Source organism: Xanthomonas sp. NCPPB 2250, assembly GCF_056725265.1.
On sequence record NZ_CM161520.1, the window covers coordinates 4,493,224 to 4,513,397 of the forward strand.

At 69.5% G+C, this 20,174-nt stretch carries 15 protein-coding genes; 5 read left to right on the top strand and 10 right to left on the bottom strand.

Annotated features, from left to right (window positions below; all coding sequences use genetic code 11):
- Positions 1-747 precede the first annotated feature (747 nt).
- The 3 genes from purL to xerD all read right to left on the bottom strand — a co-directional run bounded on the left by purL (position 748) and on the right by xerD (position 7,072).
- The gene (gene purL, locus AC1PMG_RS18265) at positions 748-4,851 is read right to left on the bottom strand and encodes a phosphoribosylformylglycinamidine synthase (RefSeq protein WP_481109780.1); all 4,104 of its coding nucleotides are present in this window, start codon (positions 4,849-4,851) and stop codon (positions 748-750) included.
- A 342-nt stretch (positions 4,852-5,193) separates the two neighbouring features.
- Positions 5,194-5,997 (bottom strand): DsbC family protein, encoded by an 804-nt coding sequence (locus tag AC1PMG_RS18270; RefSeq protein WP_481109781.1) that lies wholly within the window; start codon positions 5,995-5,997, stop codon positions 5,194-5,196.
- Positions 5,998-6,097: 100 nt separating this feature from the next.
- A complete protein-coding gene (xerD, locus tag AC1PMG_RS18275; RefSeq protein WP_267100354.1) occupies positions 6,098-7,072 on the bottom strand; it encodes a site-specific tyrosine recombinase XerD in 975 nt (324 codons plus the stop codon).
- A 189-nt stretch (positions 7,073-7,261) separates the two neighbouring features.
- On the opposite strand from xerD, the gene AC1PMG_RS18280 reads away from it, so the two are divergent.
- Positions 7,262-7,738 (top strand): RDD family protein, encoded by a 477-nt coding sequence (locus AC1PMG_RS18280; protein WP_481109782.1) that lies wholly within the window; start codon positions 7,262-7,264, stop codon positions 7,736-7,738.
- A gap of 425 nt (positions 7,739-8,163) precedes the next feature.
- Here the strand turns inward: AC1PMG_RS18280 and AC1PMG_RS18285 are convergent, their stop codons facing one another.
- From AC1PMG_RS18285 to lptF, 3 genes are read right to left on the bottom strand one after another with little or no spacing between them, the layout of a single operon-like run.
- Positions 8,164-8,496, bottom strand: a complete 333-nt coding sequence (locus AC1PMG_RS18285) for a hypothetical protein (RefSeq protein WP_481109783.1) — start codon at positions 8,494-8,496, stop codon at positions 8,164-8,166.
- Positions 8,497-8,498: 2 nt separating this feature from the next.
- Positions 8,499-9,605, bottom strand: coding sequence for an LPS export ABC transporter permease LptG (gene lptG, locus AC1PMG_RS18290; RefSeq protein ID WP_481109784.1), 1,107 nt, complete (start codon positions 9,603-9,605; stop codon positions 8,499-8,501).
- Positions 9,602-10,687: an LPS export ABC transporter permease LptF gene (gene lptF, locus AC1PMG_RS18295; RefSeq protein ID WP_017911112.1), complete on the bottom strand. Its 1,086-nt coding sequence runs from the start codon at positions 10,685-10,687 to the stop codon at positions 9,602-9,604. The genes lptG and lptF overlap by 4 nt, the downstream gene beginning before the upstream one ends.
- Positions 10,688-10,794: 107 nt before the next feature.
- Here lptF and AC1PMG_RS18300 point away from each other — a divergent pair, with 107 nt between their 5' ends.
- The 3 genes from AC1PMG_RS18300 (at position 10,795) to AC1PMG_RS18310 (ending at position 15,872) form a co-directional block, all read left to right on the top strand.
- Positions 10,795-12,279 carry a leucyl aminopeptidase gene (locus tag AC1PMG_RS18300; protein WP_481109785.1) on the top strand — a complete coding sequence of 495 codons (1,485 nt, stop codon included), beginning with the start codon at positions 10,795-10,797 and terminating at the stop codon, positions 12,277-12,279.
- Positions 12,280-12,403: 124 nt separating this feature from the next.
- Complete coding sequence (locus tag AC1PMG_RS18305; protein WP_043090908.1) at positions 12,404-12,829, top strand: DNA polymerase III subunit chi; 426 nt, start codon at positions 12,404-12,406, stop codon at positions 12,827-12,829.
- A gap of 109 nt (positions 12,830-12,938) precedes the next feature.
- Positions 12,939-15,872, top strand: a complete 2,934-nt coding sequence (locus tag AC1PMG_RS18310) for a valine--tRNA ligase (protein WP_481109786.1) — start codon at positions 12,939-12,941, stop codon at positions 15,870-15,872.
- A gap of 269 nt (positions 15,873-16,141) precedes the next feature.
- Here AC1PMG_RS18310 and AC1PMG_RS18315 read toward each other — a convergent pair whose 3' ends face one another.
- From AC1PMG_RS18315 to pssA, 4 genes are all read right to left on the bottom strand, one after another.
- Positions 16,142-17,296: a pectate lyase family protein gene (locus tag AC1PMG_RS18315; RefSeq protein WP_017912559.1), complete on the bottom strand. Its 1,155-nt coding sequence runs from the start codon at positions 17,294-17,296 to the stop codon at positions 16,142-16,144.
- A gap of 621 nt (positions 17,297-17,917) precedes the next feature.
- Entirely contained in the window at positions 17,918-18,406 is a 489-nt protein-coding gene (gene rimI / locus AC1PMG_RS18320) for a ribosomal protein S18-alanine N-acetyltransferase (RefSeq protein ID WP_017907927.1), read from the bottom strand.
- Positions 18,403-18,879 (bottom strand): alanine acetyltransferase, encoded by a 477-nt coding sequence (locus AC1PMG_RS18325; RefSeq protein WP_481111706.1) that lies wholly within the window; start codon positions 18,877-18,879, stop codon positions 18,403-18,405. The genes rimI and AC1PMG_RS18325 overlap by 4 nt, the downstream gene beginning before the upstream one ends.
- A 14-nt stretch (positions 18,880-18,893) precedes the next feature.
- Positions 18,894-19,670: a CDP-diacylglycerol--serine O-phosphatidyltransferase gene (pssA, locus tag AC1PMG_RS18330; protein ID WP_017913906.1), complete on the bottom strand. Its 777-nt coding sequence runs from the start codon at positions 19,668-19,670 to the stop codon at positions 18,894-18,896.
- A 77-nt stretch (positions 19,671-19,747) separates the two neighbouring features.
- On the opposite strand from pssA, the gene AC1PMG_RS18335 reads away from it, so the two are divergent.
- On the top strand, positions 19,748-20,140 hold the full coding sequence (locus AC1PMG_RS18335) for a DUF4124 domain-containing protein (RefSeq protein ID WP_481109787.1): 393 nt from the start codon (positions 19,748-19,750) through the stop codon (positions 20,138-20,140).
- Positions 20,141-20,174 lie beyond the last annotated feature (34 nt).

Here is a 20,174-nt window from a genome sequence, read left to right on the forward strand (position 1 = left end):
TTTCCTGTCAAGGACTTGACGCAATCAGGTGGTACAGGCGCGAAAGCGCGTCCAGGCATGCTGGGTGACGGCTCCAGACGGCTGCGCATGGCGCCGATTGCGCGAAATGGGGGTGAGTGGTCGCGCAGCGGAGCGACTTGGGCGACCTGAGCGCCGGACGACAGGTGGAGGCTGCCGCGATGGGGCTACGCAGCGGGGAACACTATCCGCGGGAGGAGCACGCACCATGCGCCTGCAAGCGGCGGCGAATGGCATCGGCGCACGTGCGGTACTGCCATGACGGCACCGCGCAAGGCGCGACGCAGCACGATGTCCCGTAGGAGCGGCTTCAGCCGCGACCGCGCACGGTCAGCTCATGCGAAAGCGGGATGCGCCGAGGAAACCCACTCGACACACAGAAAAAATCGACGGCATCGGCCCGTCAAACCGCCGGCTCGACCGGCCTCGACGCGTTGCTGCGTCGGGACTGAAGTCCCTCCCACATGGGACACAGCGACGCGCGATTCGGCGCATGCGCCACGTCACCAATCCCGGCACTGCATTCTGCATCCCGCAGCGATGGCAGCGCGGCAGACCCTCGATCAACGCAGCCGGCAGCGCCGGCCCGAACATCGCGGCAGCAGGCGCTGCCGACGGCGCCCTGGCTGGCCCCATCGCCAGCACGCGATCAGGTCGCAGAACACGTCACCGTCGGAAGCCCACCAGGCAGGCGCGTCGCCATCGCGGCGAGCGCGCCAGGGGCGTGCTTCAGCCCACCCACACCCGCGCATTGCGGAACATGCGCAGCCACGGCGCCTCGTCCGGCCACTCGGCCGGATGCCAGCTGAGGTTGAGCGAGCGCAGGGTACGTTCCGGATGCGGCATCAGGATGGTCACCCGGCCGTCGTCGCTGGTCAGGCCGGTGATGCCGTCGGGCGAGCCGTTCGGGTTCAGCGGGTACTGCGTGGCGACGGCGCCATGGCCATCGACGAAGCGCAATGCCACGCGCGCGGCGGCCTGGTCGACGGCAGTGTCGAACTCGGCGCGGCCTTCGCCGTGCGCCACCGCCACCGGGATCCGCGAGCCGGCCATGCCGCGCAGGAAGATCGACGGCGATTCCACCACTTCCAGCAGGCTGGTGCGCGCCTCGAACTGCTCGCTGCGGTTGCGCAGGAAGCGCGGCCAATGTTCGGCACCGGGGATGATGTCCTTGAGCTGGCTGAGCATCTGGCAGCCGTTGCACACGCCCAGGGCGAAGGTGTCCGGACGCGCGAAGAACGCGGCGAAGGCATCGCGCAGCGCCGGCCGCTCCAGGATCGAGGTGGCCCAGCCGCGGCCGGCACCCAGCACGTCGCCGTAGCTGAAGCCGCCGCAGGCGGCCAGGCCGACGAAGTCGGCCAAGTCCACGCGGCCGCCGATCAAATCGCTCATGTGCACGTCGAAGGCGCGGAAGCCGGCGCGCTCGAACGCATTGGCCATCTCGATCTGGCCGTTGACGCCCTGCTCGCGCAGGATCGCCACCTTCGGCCGCTGGCCGCTGGCGACGAACGGCGCGGCGATGTCCTCGGCCGGGTCGAAGGCCAGTTTCGGCTTCAGCCCGGGCGCGGCGAAATCGCGCGCCAGCGCGCGTTCCTCGGCGGCGCTGTCGGGGTTGTCGCGCAGCGTCTGCATCGCGTGGGTCACCGACCACCAGGCATCGAACAACTCGTCCCAACGCCATTCGGCCAGGGTCTTGCCGCCCAGGCCCACGCGTACCGCCGCAGCAGTGCTGGGGCGGGCGATGCGCTGCGCACACTCGGTCAGCGCATGGCGCTCGACCAGATCCGCGAACGCGGCGCGGTCTTCCTTGGCGACCTGCACCACCGCACCGAGTTCCTCGTTGAACAGGCTGCGGAACGGATCGTCGCCCCAGGCATCGAGAGTGATGTCCAGGCCCTGCCGCGAGGCGAACGCCATCTCGCACAGCGCGGCGAACGCGCCGCCATCGCTGCGGTCGTGATAGGCCAGCAGCAGGCCGGCCTCGCGCGCATCGCGGATCATCTCGAAGAACGCGCGCAGCCGCTGCGGATCGTCCAGGTCCGGCACCGCACCGCCGAACGCCGGCAGCGCACCGTCGCCATGCACCTGCGCCAGCACCGAACCGCCCAGGCGCTGCTTGCCGCCGCCCAGCCCGATCAGCCACAGCTCGCTCTCGGCCTCGCGCGCCAGCAACGGCGTCAACTGCGCCCGCGCATCGGCGACCGGCGCGAAGGCGGAGACGATGAGGGAGACAGGCGAGACGGATTTGTGGGTGGCGGCGGGACCCGGGACCCGGGACCGGGGACCAGGAACAGCGGCGCCGTCGGCAGCCGCAGATTTAGCGTCCCAAGGCGCAGCATCCTGCTTTTGCCGTTGCTCTTGCTCCTCCCGGGTCCCGGGTCCCGGGTCCCGGGTCCCGGCCAAACTCCACTGCGCCTGCATCGACAGCGAGTCCTTGCCCACCGGGATGCTCAGGTCCAGCTGCGGGCACAGTTCCATGCCCACCGCCTTGACCGCGGCGTAAAGGCGCGCGTCCTCGCCGTCGTGGTTGGCCGCGGCCATCCAGTTCGCCGACAGCTTGACCTGGTCCAGCGCCTGCACCGGCGCCGCGCACAGGTTGGTGATGGCTTCGCCCACCGCCATCCGCGCGGCCGCGGCGGCGTCGAGCAGGGCCAGCGGGGTGCGCTCGCCGATCGCCATCGCTTCGCCGGCGTGGGTGTCGAAGCCGGCCAAAGTGATCGCGCAATCGGCCAGCGGCAACTGCCAGGGACCGATCATCTGCTCGCGCGCGGTCAGGCCGCCGACGCTGCGGTCGCCGATGGTGACCAGGAAGCTCTTCGCCGCCACGGTCGGATGGGCCAGCACGCGCAGCCCGGCCTCGCGCAGGTCCAGCGCCTCGGTGTCCAGCTCCGGCCAGCGCGGTGCCGGCGGCTGCCGGGCGTCGCGGTGCATCTTCGGCGGCTTGCCGAAGAGGACGTCCATGGGCAGATCGATGGGGTGCTGGTCGGGATCCGGGACCCGGGACCCGGGACCCGGAACGGCAGAAGTAGCGACCGGCCCTTGCTGTTGCTCTTCCCGGGCCCCGGGTCCCGGGTCCCGGGTCCCGAGCACCCCGTAGCCCACCACCAACCGCTCCTCGGCGGTCGCCACACCCACCGCGGCAAACGGGCAGCGCTCGCGTTCGCAGATCGCGGCGAATTCGGCCAGGCGCGCCTGCGGCACGCCGAGCACGTAGCGCTCCTGCGATTCGTTGCACCACAGCTGCATCGGCGACAGCGACGGGTCGTCGCTGGGCACGCGGTCCAGGTCGATGAGGCCGCCTACGTTGGAATCGTGCAGCAGTTCGGGAATGGCGTTGGACAGGCCGCCGGCGCCGACGTCGTGGAACCAGCGGATCGGGTTGTCCGAGCCCAGCGCGACGCAGCGGTCGATGACCTCCTGCACGCGCCGCTCCATCTCCGGGTTGTCGCGCTGCACGCTGGCGAAATCCAGGTCCTCGGCACTGTCGCCGGAGGCCACCGAACTGGCCGCGCCGCCGCCCAGGCCGATCAGCATCGCCGGGCCGCCGAGCACGATCACCGCATCGCCGGGCTGCAGCGGGATCTTCTCCACCTGCACGCGGTCGATCGCGCCCAGGCCGCCGGCCAGCATGATCGGCTTGTCGTAGGCGCGGGTCAGGTCCTGCGTCTCCGGCAGCTCGAAGCTGCGGAAATAGCCGAGCAGGTTGGGCCGGCCGAATTCGTTGTTGAACGCGGCGCCGCCGAGCGGGCCGTCCAGCATGATCTCCAGCGCCGGGGCCATGCGCGGATTGAGTGGACGCGCGCCCTCCCACGGCTGCGGCAGGCTGGGAATGCGCAGGTGCGAGACGCTGAAGCCGGTCAGGCCGGCCTTGGGCTTGCCGCCGCGGCCGGTGGCGCCCTCGTCGCGGATCTCGCCGCCGGCGCCGGTGGAGGCGCCCGGGAACGGCGCGATCGCGGTCGGGTGGTTGTGGGTCTCGACCTTGATGCAGAACGCCGACGGCGTCACCGCCTCGCTGCGGTATTCGCCGCTGGCCGGATCCGGGCGGTAGCGCGCGGCCGGATGGCCTTCCACCACCGCCGCGTTGTCGCTGTACGCGCTGAGCGTGTGCTGCGGGGTCTGCTGGTGGGTGTGCTTGATCATCCGGAACAGCGAGCGGTCCTGCTCCTTGCCGTCGATGGTCCAGCTGGCGTTGAAGATCTTGTGCCGGCAGTGCTCGGAATTGGCCTGCGCGAACATCATCAGTTCCACGTCGGCCGGATCGCGGCCGAGCTCGCCGAAGCGCTGGCGCAGGTAGTCGATCTCGTCCTGGGCCAGGGCCAGGCCCAGGCGTGCATTGGCCGCTTCCAATGCATCCAGCGGGATGCGCTCGACCTCGCCGCGCGCCGGCGCCTGGAACAGCGCCTGCGCCTGCGCGGCGCCGTCCAGCAGCGACTGCGTCATCGGGTCGTGCAGCAGCTTGGCCAGCGCGGCCTGGTCGGCCGCCGCCTCGGGCCAGCCGGCCAGGTCCAGGCGGGTACCGCGCTCGACCCGGCGGATCGCCAGGCCGGCACCGCGGACCAGCTCGGTGGCCTTGCTCGACCACGGCGAGCGCGTGCCCAGCCGCGGCACCACGTAGCGCGAGCAGGTGCCCGCTTCGGCCGGCGCCGGTGCGTCCTGCGCCTGCAGGATGCGGCGGGCCGCGACCAGGTCCAGTTGCCCGGCGTCGTCGCCGTCGAGGAAGTACACGTGCCAGGCGCCGACGATGCGCACGCCGGGAACGAGGGACTGCAGGCGGGTTTCGAGCCGAGCGCGACGGAACGGCGAAAGGGCGGAAGCGCCCTCGAGGACGATCATGTCCGGGGAACCGTGTGAGGAAACGGGCTGGCTATTGTAAGCCGGGATTGGGGATTCGGGATTTGGGATTGGTAAAAGCGGTGTTCCGCGCACGGACGCCCATCAGGCAACGCCATGTAGATGGCCTGCCCGTGGCGGGGTCGTGGGATCGGGCACGGCGCGGCAATGGCGCGTGCCGGGTGCGCCGCTCGCCATGAGGACGCGCTGACCGCGTCCTGATCGCAGTAGAAGTGGGAATCAGGAGCCCGAAACCGCACGCAGAGCGTCTGCTCAAAGGAATTCGCCGCAGCAGCGCTCCAGCGAATCCCCAATCCCGAATGCCGAATCCCAGCGCGCCAGCGCTCAGCGGCTCCCGCCCGCCTTCGTCGCTTCCGCCGCGCGCTTGTCCAGCGCCTCGCGCATCTTGGCCGGGGGCAGGTAGCCGCCGATCTGGGTGCCGTCCGGGGCGAAGATCGCCGGGGTGCCGTTGACGCCCAGGCGCTGGCCCAGGTTGTACTGCATGGTCACCGGGTTCTTGCAGTTGGCCGCGCCGGGCACCTTGCCGCTGCTCTTGGCCTCGGTCAGTGCCTGCTTCTTGTCCGCCGCACACCACACCGCGACCATGTCCTTGTAGTCCTGGCTGCCCAGGCCCATGCGCGGGTACGCCAGGTACTCCACGGCGATGCCCTGCTTGTTGAGCTCGCCGATCTCGCTGTGCAGCTTGCGGCAGTAGCCGCATTCGATATCGGTGAACACGCTGATGGTGTATTTGGGATTGGCCGGGGCGAACACGATGCGGTCGGCACGTGGCGCCGATTCCAGCAGCTTGCGGCGGTAGCTCAGCAGGCCTTCGCTGGAGGCGAACTGCTTTTCCTGGATGTCGAACGGCTGCGCCTGGAACAGATAGCGGCCGTCGTCGGAGACGTACAGCACCTGCCCGCCGACCACCACTTCGCGGAAGCCGGGGAACGGCGCGGCGCCGATGTAGTCGGGCTTGAAGTTGGGATCGAGCTGCAGCAGCGCCGAGCGTACGCGCTGCTCGCCCGGTGCGCCGCTGGCGGCGGGAGCGGCCTTGGCCGACGCGGCGCCGGGCGCCGGGGAGGTGGACTGTGCGCAGGCGGAGAGCGAAGCCGCGCCCAGCAGCGCGCAGAGAGCAAAACGGAGCATTGGCGATCCATGAGGGCTGCGAATCGCCCGATTGTCGCACACCCCCCGGCACGCTCCATGTAGACAGGCTGAGCGGCGCGCGCACGCGCCGCGGCGGCGCTCAGCCGCGCGGATGATGCTTGCGATGCAGGCTCTGCAGGTGCTCGCGCGCCACCAGCGTGTAGATCTGGGTGGTGGACAGGGAACTGTGGCCGAGCAGCATCTGCAGCGCGCGCAGGTCGGCGCCGCGGTTGAGCAGATGCGTGGCGAAGCTGTGGCGCAGGCCGTGCGGGCTGATCCGGGCAGGATCGATTCCGGCCACCGCCGCATAGCGTTTGACCAGCGCCCAGAACTGCTGGCGGGTCAGCGCGCGCCGTGCGGCATCGATGAACAGCGGCACCACGCCATCGCTGGCCGGCACCGCCTGCCCGGCCGCCAGCGCCGGGCGGGCGCTGTCCAGATAGCGCTGCAGCCAGTGCTGCGATTCCTCGCCCAGCGGCACCAGCCGCTCCTTGCTGCCCTTGCCGGTGACCCGCAGCACGCCCTGGCGCAGATTGACCGCGTTGGCCGGCAGGTTCACCAGTTCGCTGACGCGCAAGCCGGCGGCGTACATCAGCTCGAGCATGGCGCGGTCGCGCAGACCTGCCGGCGCGGTCGCGTCCGGCGCCGCCAGCAGCGCATCGATCTGGCTCTCGGCCAGCGCCTTGGGCAGCGAACGCGGCAGCCGCGGCGGTTCCAGCAACGCGGTCGGATCGTCGCTACGCTCGCCGCGGCGCACGCGCAGGGCGAAGAACGCGCGCAGCGACGACAGCCAGCGCGCATTGCTGCGCGGCGAATAGCCCAGTTCGGTACGCCATGCCAGGTAATCGAACAGCGCCTGCCGATCGGCACCGGCCAGCCCGCCGCCGGCACCGTCGCGCCAGCGCGCGAAACCCTCCAGGTCGCGGCGGTAGCTGTCCAGGCTCTGCCGCGCCAACCCCTGCTCGGCCCAGGCCGCATCCAGGAACTGCTGGATCGCCGCCGCATCGGCCTCGCGCAGCGGCGCGAGCCGTTGCGTCTGCTGGCGGCGTTCGGCGGGGGAATGCAGGGAGGGCATTTTCGGGATTGGGGATTGGGGATTGGGGATTGGGAATCGGGGATTCGGGATTCGGGATTCGGGAAAGCCTAGCGGCTTTGCCCGGGGGCGCAAGGTCGATGTGGGCGGGACGAGCGCAGGGCGGCACATGTCCGAGCCGCGCGCAACGCAGTCCACCGCAAAGCGCGCGACTGGCTCTAAGCTGTACCGATGAGCGCACCGCCTCCCGCTTCCGCCCCCCGTCCACGCGCGCTGCTGCTGTGGCGGCTGCTGGCATTGTTCTACGACGCCTGGCCTGTGCTGGCGCTGTGGTTCGTGGTCTCGGCGCTGTTCACCCTCGGCTACACGCTGGAAGGCCATGCGCCGCGCGAGAACATCGCCCCGTTCAGTACCCTGCAGTGGCTGCTGTGGCTGTGTTGCTGGGTGGTGGCCGGCCTGTACGCGACGCTGAGTTGGCGTCGCGGTGGCCAGACCCTGGGCATGCGTCCATGGCGGCTGCGCCTGCACGGCGCCGACGGCAACGCGCCAGGCTGGGGCGCGCTGTGGCGGCGCTACCTGGTCGGCACGGTGTCGTTGCTGCTGGGCGGGTTGGGGTTCTGGTGGGCGCTGGTCGATCGGGAGCGGTTGACGTGGCACGACCGTGCCAGCCGCACCTGTTTAACGCGATTACCAAAAGCCAAGCCCTGACCGCAGCACATGGGCGCGCGGCGGCGCGCCAACCACTCCTGCCACATCGGGACCACTGCGGCGCGGCACGACAGGGCCAGCGGCACCTATCTGACACGATTGCCCAAAGCCAAGCCCTGACCGCAGCACATGGGCGCGCGGCGGCGCGCCAACCACTCCTGCCACATCGGGACCACTGCGGCGCGGCACGACAGGGCCAGCGGCACCTATCTGACACGATTGCCCAAAGCCAAGCCCTGACCGCAGCACATGGGCGCGCGGCGGCGCGCCAACCACTCCTGCCACATCGGGACCACTGCGGCGCGGCACGACCGTGCCAGCGGTACCTATCTCATGTCGATGGACGCATCGTCGAACGGAAGCGCATATGGCGAATCCAGCACGACATCGACGCCGATCGGCAAGCACGAGAACGCCGAACAGCATCACCCCCCATCAGCATGCCTGCGCGCCGATGCGGCCCTGCGCGAGGCGACCACACCACCGATCCACCGCTCCAAGGACCGACCCAGCCAGTAGCTCGCCCAGAACATGGGCAGCAACACCAGCACGTATGCGACGACCCTCGGCAACCGCTCCAACCATGGCAACAGGTCGAGCATCGCCAGCGGAAGGGTGATTGGAACGAACGGCAGTTGCCGCAACCCTGCCTGGAGATGGCCATCGACCTGCAGATTGCTCGCCATCCAGCGGCAGCCAACGATCACCGCCGCATACAGTAGGCAGAACACCAGGCCAGTGGTGCTCGGACGCCGCATCGCTAACTGCTGCGCTTGCGGAACAGCAACCAGGACACGGTGAGCATCACCAGCGGCGGCAAGGCGTAGGCGATGCGGTAGTCGAACTTCAGGGCGCCGGCCATGCGGCCGAAGAACAGCTGCAGCAGCCAGAACACCAGGGCGAACAGGATGCCCAGGAACAGGCGCTTGCCCATGCCGCCGCTGCGCAGCGCGCCGAACGCGAACGGGATCGCAGCGAAGCACAGCGCCAGCACATTCAGCGGATAGAACCAGCGGCTCCAGTACTGGTCCTCGTAGTCGCGCGCGTCCAGGCCATTGCGGCGGCGGTACTCGATGCTGGTGTGCAGGTCGCGCGCCGACAGGTTGCGCGGCTTGGCCAGGCCCGAGGCCAGCGCCTTCGCATCCAGTTGCGATTGCCATGGCAGGCTGTCGAACTTCTCGCGCTGCACCGAGCGTTCGGCGAAGGTGTCGCGGTAGGCCTGCTTGAGGGTCCAACTGCTATGACGATGCTCGGCGATGGCGGCGTGGGTCAACGACGCCAGCCGGCCGCTCTCGTCCAGCGTGTACAGGCGCACGTCGCGCAGCTCCAGCCAGGTGCCGCCGCCGTCCTCCAGGTGCTCTTCGCCGGCCTGGGCATTGAGGAAGGTGTTGCCCTCGCGCGCCCACAGCCCGGAATAGCGGGCCATGCTCATGTCGCCGTTGTACTTGGCGTTGGCCTTGATCGCGTCGGCCTGGTTCTGCGCCCACGGCGCCAGGGTCTCGCCGTTGACCACCATGACCAAGGTCAGCACCGCCATGGTCGACGCCGCCGCCAGGCTCAGCCGGCGCCGCGACAGGCCCAGCGCGCGCAGCGCGGTCAGTTCGGAGGTGGCGGCGAGTTGGCCCAGGCCCATCAGCACGCCGATCACCGCGCCGGTGGGGAACAGGGTGTAGGCGCGGCGCGGCACCGTATAGGCCACGAAGGCGGCGGCATGGCCCAGGCTGTAGCTGCCCGTGCCGATGACCTTGAACTCGTTGGACAGGGCCATGATCACGTCCAGGCCCAGCAGCACCGCCCAGGTCAGCAGCACCGTGCCGAGCACGGCGCGGCCCACGTACACATCGTGCAGGTTCGGACGCAGCCTCATGCCGGCTGCCTCCGCGGCCGCGACAGCCGGCCATCGCGCAGGTACATCCACACCGCCAGCGCCAGCAACGGCAGGGTCAGCCACCACAGGCCGAGCGCGCGCGGCAGCTTCTCGGTGCTCAGCCACTGGGTGCCGAGGAACATCAGGTTGGTGCCGACCAGGTAGGCCAGGAACGCCAGCATGATCCGGCCATAGCGCTGCTGCCGCGGCGAACTGCGCGACAGCGGCAGGGTCAGCAGGGCGAACGCCAGCGCCAGCAGCGGCGGCGCCAGGCGCGCATGCAGCTGCGCATTGGCCTGCGGGCGCGGATCGCCGATCAGCTTGGCGGTGGGCAGCAGTTCGGGGTCATCGTCCTTGCGCGCGGCGTTGCGGTCGGGCAGCGCCACGTCATTGCTGACGAAACGCATCATCCGGTAGTCCAGCCCGTCGCCGGCCAGCGGGCCCTCGACCCGGTAGCCGTCCTCCAGGCGCAGGTAGCGGTCGGCCTTGCCCTCGAAGAACATGGCGCCGCGCTGCGCGGTGACCACGTCGAGGCGGCCGTCCTTCTGCCGCTGCATGAACACCTTGCTGAGCTTGGTGCCATCCCCGGACAGAGTGCTGATGTAGACGATGCCGCCGTCGGACAGCGGAGTGAAGCGCCCAGCCTCCAGCCCGGCCATCAGCAGGCTGTGGTTGGCCTCGTCGATCAGCCGGTCGGAGGTGCGGTCGGCCCAGGGGCCCAGCCACAGCGAGCACATGCCGACCAGGGTCACCACCGGGATCACCAGCATCAGGATCGGCCGCAGCAGGCGCCGCGGGCCCACGCCGATGGCGGTGATCACCGCCATCTCCGAGTCGCGGTACAGGCGCGCCAGCGCCAGCAGCAGGCCCAGCATCAGCGCCAGCGGCAGGATCAGCGGCAGGTACACCACGAACTGCAGGCCCAGCTGTGAAAACAACAACTTGGCCGGGATGCGGCCATCGGCGATGTTGCCCAGGATGTCCACCAGCACACCACCGACGCTGACCACCAGCAGCACGATCAGGGTGGCCGAGAAGCTCTGGACGAAATCGCGCAGCAGGTATCGATCGAGCTTCGGCATGGGGGTGGGTTGATTTAAACTCTCGGATTCGTTCGCGGCTGCCCCAGCCTATCCGACTGGGGGTAAAGAGTCCGCGATTGTACGGATTTGCCAACGGAATCTGATCAATGGCCCTGGAATTCACCCTGAACCACGACGCCCCGGCCACCGCGGCGTTCGACTGCATCGTCGTCGGCGTGTTCGCCGACAAGCGCCTGTCCCCGGCCGCCCAGGCCCTGGACGCGGCCAGCGGCGGACGCCTGACCGCGCTGGCCGAGCGCGGCGACGTCAGCGGCAAGACCGGCGCCACCGCCCTGCTCCACGACCTGCCCGGCGTGCAGGCGCCGCGCGTGCTGGCGGTGGGCCTGGGCGACGCCACCAAGTTCGGCGTGCCGCAGTACCTGAAGGCGGTCGGCGACGCCGCGCGCGCGCTCAAGAGCGGGCCGGCGGCCAGCGCGCTGCTGACCCTGAGCGAGCTGGAGGTGAAGGGCCGCGACCAGGCCTGGGCGATCCGCCAGGCGGTGATCGCCAGCGACCACGCCTGCTACCGCTACACCGCCACCCTCGGCAAGAAGAAGCCCGACGACAGCGGCCTCGCCCGCCTGGCCGTGCACGGCGACGACACCACCGCGCTGGCCCAGGGCGAGGCGATCGCCGCCGGCGTGAAATTCGCCCGCGAACTGGGCAACCTGCCGCCGAACCTGTGCACCCCGGCCTACCTGGCCGAGACCGCCGCCGCCTTCGCCCGGGGCGTGGACGGCGCCGAGGCCGAGATTCTCGACGAGACGCAGATGCAGGAACTGGGCATGGGCTCGCTGCTGGCGGTGGCGCGCGGCTCGGCCAACCGCCCGCGGCTGCTGGTGCTGAAGTGGAATGGTGGCGGCGACGCCCAGCCCTACGTGCTGGTCGGCAAGGGCATCACCTTCGACACCGGCGGCGTCAACCTGAAGACCCAGGGCGGCATCGAGGAGATGAAGTACGACATGTGCGGTGGCGCCAACGTCATCGGCACCTTCGTCGCCGCCGCGACCGCGCGCCTGCCGCTGAACCTGGTGGTGGTGGTGCCGGCGGTGGAGAACGCGATCGACGGCAACGCCTACCGCCCATCGGACGTGATCACCAGCATGTCCGGCAAGACCATCGAGGTCGGCAACACCGACGCCGAGGGCCGTCTGATCCTGTGCGACGCGCTGACCTACGCCGAGCGCTTCAAGCCGGCGGCGCTGATCGACGTGGCCACCCTCACCGGCGCCTGCATGGTCGCCCTCGGCCACCAGACCGCCGGCCTGATGAGCAAGCACGACGACCTGGCCGCCGAACTGCTGGCCGCCGGCGAGCACGTGTTCGACCGCGCCTGGCGCCTGCCGCTGTGGGACGAGTACCAGGGCCTGCTGGATTCCAGCTTCGCCGACGTCTACAACATCGGCGGCCGCTGGGCCGGCGCGATCACCGCCGGCTGCTTCCTGTCGCGCTTCACCGAAGGCCAGCGCTGGGCGCACCTGGACATCGCCGGCGTCGCCAGCGACGAAGGCAAGCGCGGCATGGCCACCGGCCGGCCGGTGGGCCTGCTGTCGCAGTGGTTGCTCGACCGCGCCGCAGGCGGCGCGGCGTGATTGGGGAGTCGGGATTGGGGATTCGTGAAAGGCGCCGCAGCGCTCCCTTTCCGCGCCCCCTGCTCCGGCAGGCGACCGTGATCCGCGGTTGCCAATCCCCAATCCCCACCAACGAATCCCAGCCCTGATGCGCGCCGACTTCTACCTGATCGCCAAGCCGCGGTTCCTCAACGAACCGCTGCGGCTGGTGTGCGAACTGGCGCGCAAGGCCAACGACGCCAACCTGTGGACGCTGGTGCTGGCGCGCGACATGGCCCAGGCCGAAGAACTGGACGAGTTGCTGTGGGCGTTCGATGCCGACGCCTACATCCCGCACCAGATCGCCGACGCCGATGCCGACGAAGAAGAGGCGCAGGTGCTGATCGTCCCGCCCGGTGTCGATGCGCCGGAACGGCCGCTGGTGATCAACCTGCGCGATGCGCCCTACCTGGGCGCCTGCGACCGCGTCCTCGAAGTGGTGCCGGCCGACCCGTCCGCGCGCGACCCGCTGCGCGAGCGCTGGAAGCAGTACAAGGCGCAGGGCTACGCGGTCAGCAAGCACGATATGTGAAGCGCCGGGAGTGGGGATTCGGGATTCGGGATGAGTCCCCGCCCCGCTCCCTCATCGGCACCGCACGGCAAGACATCCCGAATCACCAATCCCCAATCCCGGCTTCTCCATGACCACCCTCGCCTCCAGCTACGATCCCAAGTCCTTCGAATCGCGCCTGTACGCGCAATGGGAAGCGTCCGGTTACTTCGCGCCGTCCGGGCAGGGCACGCCGTACACGGTGCTGCTGCCGCCGCCGAACGTGACCGGCACGCTGCACATGGGCCACGCCTTCCAGCAGACGCTGATGGATGCGCTGGTGCGCTACCACCGCATGCGCGGTTTCGACACGCTGTGGCAGGTCGGCAGCGACCACGCCGGCATCGCCACCGAGATGGTGGTGTCGCGCAACCTGACCCTGGAAGGCAAGGGCGAGACCCGCGATTCGCTGGGCCGCGACGGCTTCATCGCCAAGGTCTGGGAGTGGAAGCAGCACTCCGGCGACACCATCGAGCGGCAGATGCGCCGCCTCGGCACCTCGGCCGACTGGTCGCGCAGCACCTTCACCATGGATCCGCAGCCGTCGGCGGCGGTGATCGAGGCCTTCGTGCGCTGGCACGAACAGGGCCTGATCTACCGCGGCCAGCGCCTGGTCAACTGGGACCCGGTGCTGAAGACCGCGATCTCCGACCTGGAAGTGGAGAACGTCGAGGAAGACGGCTTCCTGTGGTCGATCGCCTACACGCTGGACGACGGCGCCAGCTACGAGCACGTCGAGCACGACGCCGACGGCAACGAGACCCTGCGCGAGACCCGCGACTACCTGGTGGTCGCCACCACCCGCCCGGAGACCCTGCTCGGCGATACCGCAGTGATGGTGCACCCGGAGGATACGCGCTACGCGCACCTGATCGGCAAGACGGTGACGCTGCCGCTGACCGGCCGCCGCGTACCGGTGATCGGCGACGACTACGTGGACCGCGCGTTCGGCACCGGCGTGGTCAAGGTGACGCCGGCGCACGACTTCAACGACTACCAGGTCGGCGTGCGGCATGGGTTGCCGATGATCAACCTGTTCACGCAGACCGCTGCGCTCAACGACAGCGTCCCGGAAAAATACCGCGGTCTGGACCGCTACGACGCGCGCAAGGCGGTGCTGGCCGATCTGGAAGACCTCGGCATCCTGGTCGAGACCAAGCCGCACAAGCTGCAGGTGCCGCGCGGCGATCGCACCGGCCAGGTGATCGAGCCGTACCTCACCGACCAGTGGTTCGTGAAAATGGACGCGCTGGCCAAGCGCGGCCTGGAGCTGGTCGAGTCCGGGCAGATCCAGTTCGTGCCGCCGAACTGGATCAACACCTATCGCCACTGGATGGAGAACATCCAGGACTGGTGCATCAGCCGTCAGCTATGGTGGGGCCATCGCATTCCGGCCTGGTTCGACTACACGGGCGAAGCACACGTCGGGCGTAGCGAGGCTGAAGTGCGCGAGAAGCTCACGCACAAGATCAGCGAGTGCCAAAAGCGCATCATCCAGGCGGCGCTCGATCAGCGCACCGACGACGATGCATCGGCCGAAAAAGCGCATCTTGAGAAAATTCTAGAGAGTGGATTCACCCAGGACAGCGACGTGCTGGAAACCTGGTTCTCCTCGCAGCTGTGGCCGTTCGCGACCATGGGCTGGCCGGAGCCACAGGCGATGGCCGAGCGCGGCTTCGACCGCTACCTGCCGTCGAGCGTGCTGGTGACCGGCTTCGACATCATCTTCTTCTGGGTGGCGCGCATGATCATGGCCACCGACAGCTTCACCGGCAAGGTGCCGTTCCGCGACGTCTACATCACCGGCCTGATTCGCGACAAGGACGGGCAGAAGATGTCCAAGTCCAAGGGCAACGTACTCGACCCGCTGGACATAATCGACGGCATCAGCATCGAGGACCTGGTCGCCAAGCGCACCACCGGGCTGATGCAGCCGCGCATGGCCGAGAAGATCGAGAAGGCCACGCGCAAGGAATTCCCCGAGGGCATCATCGCCCACGGCGCCGACGCGCTGCGCTTCACCATCGCCGCGCTGGCCGGCCACGGCCGCGACATCAAGTTCGACCTGGGCCGCGCCGAGGGCTACAAGAACTTCTGCAACAAGCTGTGGAATGCCAGCCGCTTCGTGCTGATGAACACGCCGGGCGGGGAGTCGGGAGTCGGGATTCGGGAATCGCAAGAGCCGGTCACCGATGCAGAGAAGTGGATCCTGCTGCGATTGCAGGCGGTCACGGCCGAGGCGCAGGCGCAGTTCGCCGCGTACCGCTTCGACCTGCTCGCGCAATGCCTGTACGAATTCGTCTGGAACGAGTTCTGCGACTGGTTCCTGGAACTGGCCAAGCCGGCGCTGAGCGGCGACGACGCGGTCGCTGCCGACAGCACCCGCCACACCCTGCTGCACGTGCTGGAAACCCTGCTGCGCCTGCTGCACCCGCTGACCCCGTTCCTTACCGAGGAGCTGTGGCAGCAGGTGGCGCCGCGCCTGGGCATCGCCGCGCCGACCATCTCGCTGCAGCCGTACCCGGACGCGGCGGTGATGGACGTGGCCGCCTACGCCGGCGCCGCGGCCGACGTGGAATGGCTGAAGGCGATGGTGTCGGCGCTGCGCCGCGTGCGCAGCGAACTGCAGGTGGCGCCGTCGCGGCAGGTGCCGCTGCTGCTGCAGGGTGGCCAGGCACAGGACCGTGCGCGCGTCGAGCGGTTCGCCGCGCAGTTGCGCTTCCTGCTCAAGCTCGAGGCCATCCAGTGGCTGGACGACGGCGCACCGGTGCCGGCCGCGGCCACCGCGATCGTCGGCGAACTGACGCTGCTGGTGCCGCTGGAAGGCCTGGTCGACCTGGATGCCGAACGCCTGCGTCTGGACAAGGAAATCGCCCGTGTCGCGTCCGAGAAGGACAAGAGCGAGGCCAAGCTGGCCAAGTTCACCGACAAGGTGCCGGCCGCGGTGATCGAACAGGAACGCCAGCGCCTGGCCGACTGGAGCGCACAACTGGACGGACTGCGCGCGCAGCGCGCCAAGCTGTAGCGCAACGCCGGTTGCAGGAGCGGCTTCAGCCGCGACCGCGGTCTGTAACGGGTCGCGGCTGAAGCCGCTCCTACAACACGAGCACGAGCTCGCTGCAAAAGTGCAGGCGTCCTGCACATTGGAGACGACGCGATTCAGCCGCGATGCCGCACCGTCAGGCATCGCGACCAACGCTCCAATTCCCTTACGCCATCGACTGGCGAAGCGACGACACTCAGCACACCACTACCCCGCCGCCCGGCCTTCCAGGCGGCGGCGTAGCGACATCCTCAGAGCTTGCCCGCGCCCGCCTTGGCCTTGACGTCCGCGGCCACCTTGTTCGCCGGCAACAGCGAATAGGTGTACGGCGGGGTCCAGCCGATGTTGTTGTTCCAGGAACATGTCAGCGCCTGGCCGTTGAGCAGCGAGCCGAAATCGCGGTAGACGCTGCCGCCGTAGTCGGCCGCGATCTTGTCGCAGCTGCTCACGCCGCTGATGTCGAAGACGTTGTTCTCGGAGAAGATCTTCGATTCCTTGCCGACGCCGTGCGCATAGGAGAACGGATACACCGAATTGCTGGTGCTGCCCACGTGGTAGTTGTTGTACAGGTGCACCTGGCCGAAACGCACCCGCGGCGCGCGCGCGGAGATGTTCTCGAACAGGGTGTTGTGGATGGTCACCTTGAGCTTGCCGCTGTCGGTGCTGGAGGCGCTGTCGCTGGAGCCGATCAGGTTGTTCTTCTCGTGCGACTTGAACACCGAGTACGACACGGTGACGTAGTTGGCGCCTTTCTTGATGTCCAGCGCGCCGTCGTGGTGCTGCTTGGGGCGGCCGTTGGCGGTGCCGTTCTGGTCGTCGGTGCGGCGCCCGTCGGTGAAGGTCACGTGGTCCACCCACACGTTGCTGGCGCCCTCGATGGTCATGCCGTCGTATTCGGAATTCCAGTTGCCGGCGCTGCCGTCGTTCGGATCCCACACCGGTTGCGGATCCCATGGATTCTCGATGGTCAGGTTGCGCACGATCACGTCGTTGGCCTTGACGTAGAAGTAGCCCTCGCGGATCTCGGCGTTGCTGCCGACGCCGATCAGCGTGGTCTTGGTGGGCACGTCAAGGCGCGCGCGGCTCTTCATGTCCGCGGTGGTGCTGTACGGCGTGCCTTCGCTGATGTCGATGATGCCGTTGACCTTGATGATGCGGCCGTTGCTGCCGGCGCTGGCCTTCAGCGCGGCCTTCAGCTGTGCCGCGGTGCTGACGCTGTAGACGTCGGCCGCGGCGGCCTTGGAACCGCCCTTGGTACCGCCGTTCTGCGTGGCCCAGCCGGTGCTGGCGACCTCCAGGCTGGCGTCGGCATGGGCGGTGCCGGCGAGGCCGGCCAGGCACAGGGCCAGGCCGAACGTGCGCAGCGGCGAGCGTGGCGATGAAGCGATGAGGGACTGCGTGGTCATCCTGGAAACCTCGTGAGCGTGCGTGGTTTGGACGCAGGCGCGCGCGCTCCGCAGCAGCGGAATGCACGGCGACGCCTGCGCGATCGCTGTCCCCTCGGACAACTGCGGGTCATGCCTTCGTGGGAGGCAGGCGCCGAAGAGGCGCGCACTGTAGGGAGCGCGTGGCGCGTGTAAAGAGGCGATGGAGAAACGCACGATCCAACCGCACGATGTGTGAGCCGCGTCGCACGAATCGCCCGCGCGCGCCAGGGCGCCGCGACGCCATCGCTGCGGGACAACAACGCTGTCCCACCGACAGAAGGCGACATTGCGGAAGCTGCCTGCGACGGCACGAAAGCACAAGGAAAACCACAACAGTCAGGTGGCGACGCGCACCCGTCATCGCCGATCGACGCACAGCACGCAGGTGCGATTGCCGCAACGAATACTGCCGGCGCCGCCGCCGACCGCCTGCAGCGGCATCGCCAGGATCAGGTCGCGGGGCGCATGCGGCGCGGCGCCGCCGCACCGGCCGGGAGCAGGCCAGCACCACCTACACCGGCGCTTGCACCGACGCCTTCCGCGCCCAGGCAGCAGCACTCGAACGAAACCGCACGCCGCCCGCGGCGGACGCGCAGGAGCTCAGGACATGCCGTCGAAGAACAGCTCGATCGCCATCACCAGCGCGTCCTCGCGGCCATTCGCGGCCGGGTAGTAGCGCGGGCGCCGGCCGATCTCGTTGAAGCCTTCGCTGTGGTAGAGCGCGATCGCATTGGGATTGGACGGCCGCACTTCCAGGAACACCCGGCGCGCGCCGAGATCGACGCCGTACTTGATCAGTGCGCGCAGCAGCAGCCGGCCGTAGCCGCGCGACTGCCGCTCCGGCGCCACGCAGACGTTGAGGATGTGCGCCTCGTCGGCGGCGACGCTGATCACGCCGTAGCCGACGATCGTGCCCTCCTCCACCAGCACCCAGCCCGGGTAACCGGCCTGCAGGCAGTCGCGGAAGATGCCGCGGGTCCAGGGGAACGGATAGGCGCGGCGCTCGATCTCCATCACCGCGTCCAGATCGGCCTCGCGCAAGGCGCGCAGCGTGGCCGTGGGCGCCGATGCCGACCCCAGTGCGCTCATCGCGGCGCCCGCTTGCGCAGCGCGCGCAACTGCGGCCACAGCGCGCGCTTGGCCGCCGCATTGCCGCGCAGTTCGTCCAGCGGCCAGGTCGCCATCAGCGCCTGCGTGGCCGGATCGTTGGGATTGAGGCCGGAGGCGCGCAGCAGGGCGATCTGCAGGCGGTCGGGCAGGCGCAGCCCGACCCGGCGCGCACCTGCCGCAGGGACCGCACGCACGGAATCCGGCTGCACCACCGGTGCCGGTGGTGCCGGCGTCCGTCGCCGTTCCGGTGCGTCGCCGGCCGGCATGTCGGCGGCATGGCCGCCACGCGGCGGCGCCGATGCCGATGGCGCGCGCTGCACCGGCGGCGCCGGCTCGGTCGCCGGCGACGGGATGGGCTCGGGCTCGACCACGGCCGCGGCATCCACGTACACGGTGTGGCCCAGCGCCTGCAGCCAGCCCACCTGCTCGGCCGACCACAACGGCGCATGCATGGACGCGGGCTCGCTCATGCCGCGTCCGGCACCTTGCGCCAGCGCCGCCACAGCCACAGGCAGGGGCCGGACAGCGCGTACAGCACGCCGATCGCCAGCAGCGCCCGGGCCAGGTCGATGACCAGCACCGCCAGCACGATCGGCGCCAGCACCAGCATCAGGAACGGCACCCGATCGGTGCGCGGCCCCTTCTCGCCACTGCCCTTGAAGCTCCAGAAGCGGATGCGGCTGACCATCAGCAGCGCCGCGGTCACGGTCAGGCCCAGCGCCACGTAGCGCAGCTGTTCGCCGTCCCAGCCCAGCGAGCCGTCGGCGAAGGACCACACGAAGGCCATCATCAGCCCGGCCGCGGCCGGGCTGGCCAGGCCCACGAACCAGCGCTTGTCGACCGTGCCGACCTGGGTGTTGAAGCGGGCCAGGCGCAGCGCGGCGCAGGCCGCGTACAGGAACGCCGCCGACCAGCCGACCCGGCCCAGCATGCTGCCGTCGAACTTCAGCGCCGACAGCGACCAGTGGTACATCACCAGCGCCGGCGCCATGCCGAAGCTGACCAGGTCGGCCAGCGAGTCGTACTGCACGCCGAATTCGCTGCTGGTGCCGGTCAGCCGCGCCACGCGCCCGTCCAGCCCGTCCATCACCGCAGCCACGAACACCGCCACGCTGGCGTGCACGAACTGGCCGTTGGCGGCGGCGATGATGGCGTAGAAACCGGAGAACAGGCCGGCGGTGGTGAACAGGTTCGGCAGCAGGTAGATGGTGCGCGAACGGGGGGGCGGTCGGGATGGGTCCATCCCGCCAGTCTAATCGACTTGCCAGGCCCGTCGGCGGGTGCTGCAATCGGCGCCCCCCCCGCGCCCTGGAGACCGAGATGCGCGCCCTGCCCCGGTTTTGCTGCCTGCCGCTGCTCGCCGTCAGCGGCATGCTCGGCGCCACCACCCTGTACCAATGGAAGGACGCGCAGGGCGTTACCCACTATGCCGAGACCCCGCCCCCCGGCGGCAAGTACCAGGTGCGCAAGGTCGACACCCGTGGCGACGCCCCGGCCGAGACGCCCGAGGCGGCCCCGGCCGAGAACGCCAAGTGCCTGACCGCGCGCAAGAACCTGGACATCCTCGACAAGCCCGGCAAGATCACCACCGACAGCGATGGCGACGGCAAGCCGGACGGGGAACTGGACGAATCCCAGCGCGGCGCGCAGAAGGCCCTGGCCGAGGCCGCGATCAAGGCCTACTGCACCCCGGCCGCCGCACCCGCCAAGTAAGCCGAACGCGCGCGGCCGGCCGCGGGCGATGCCC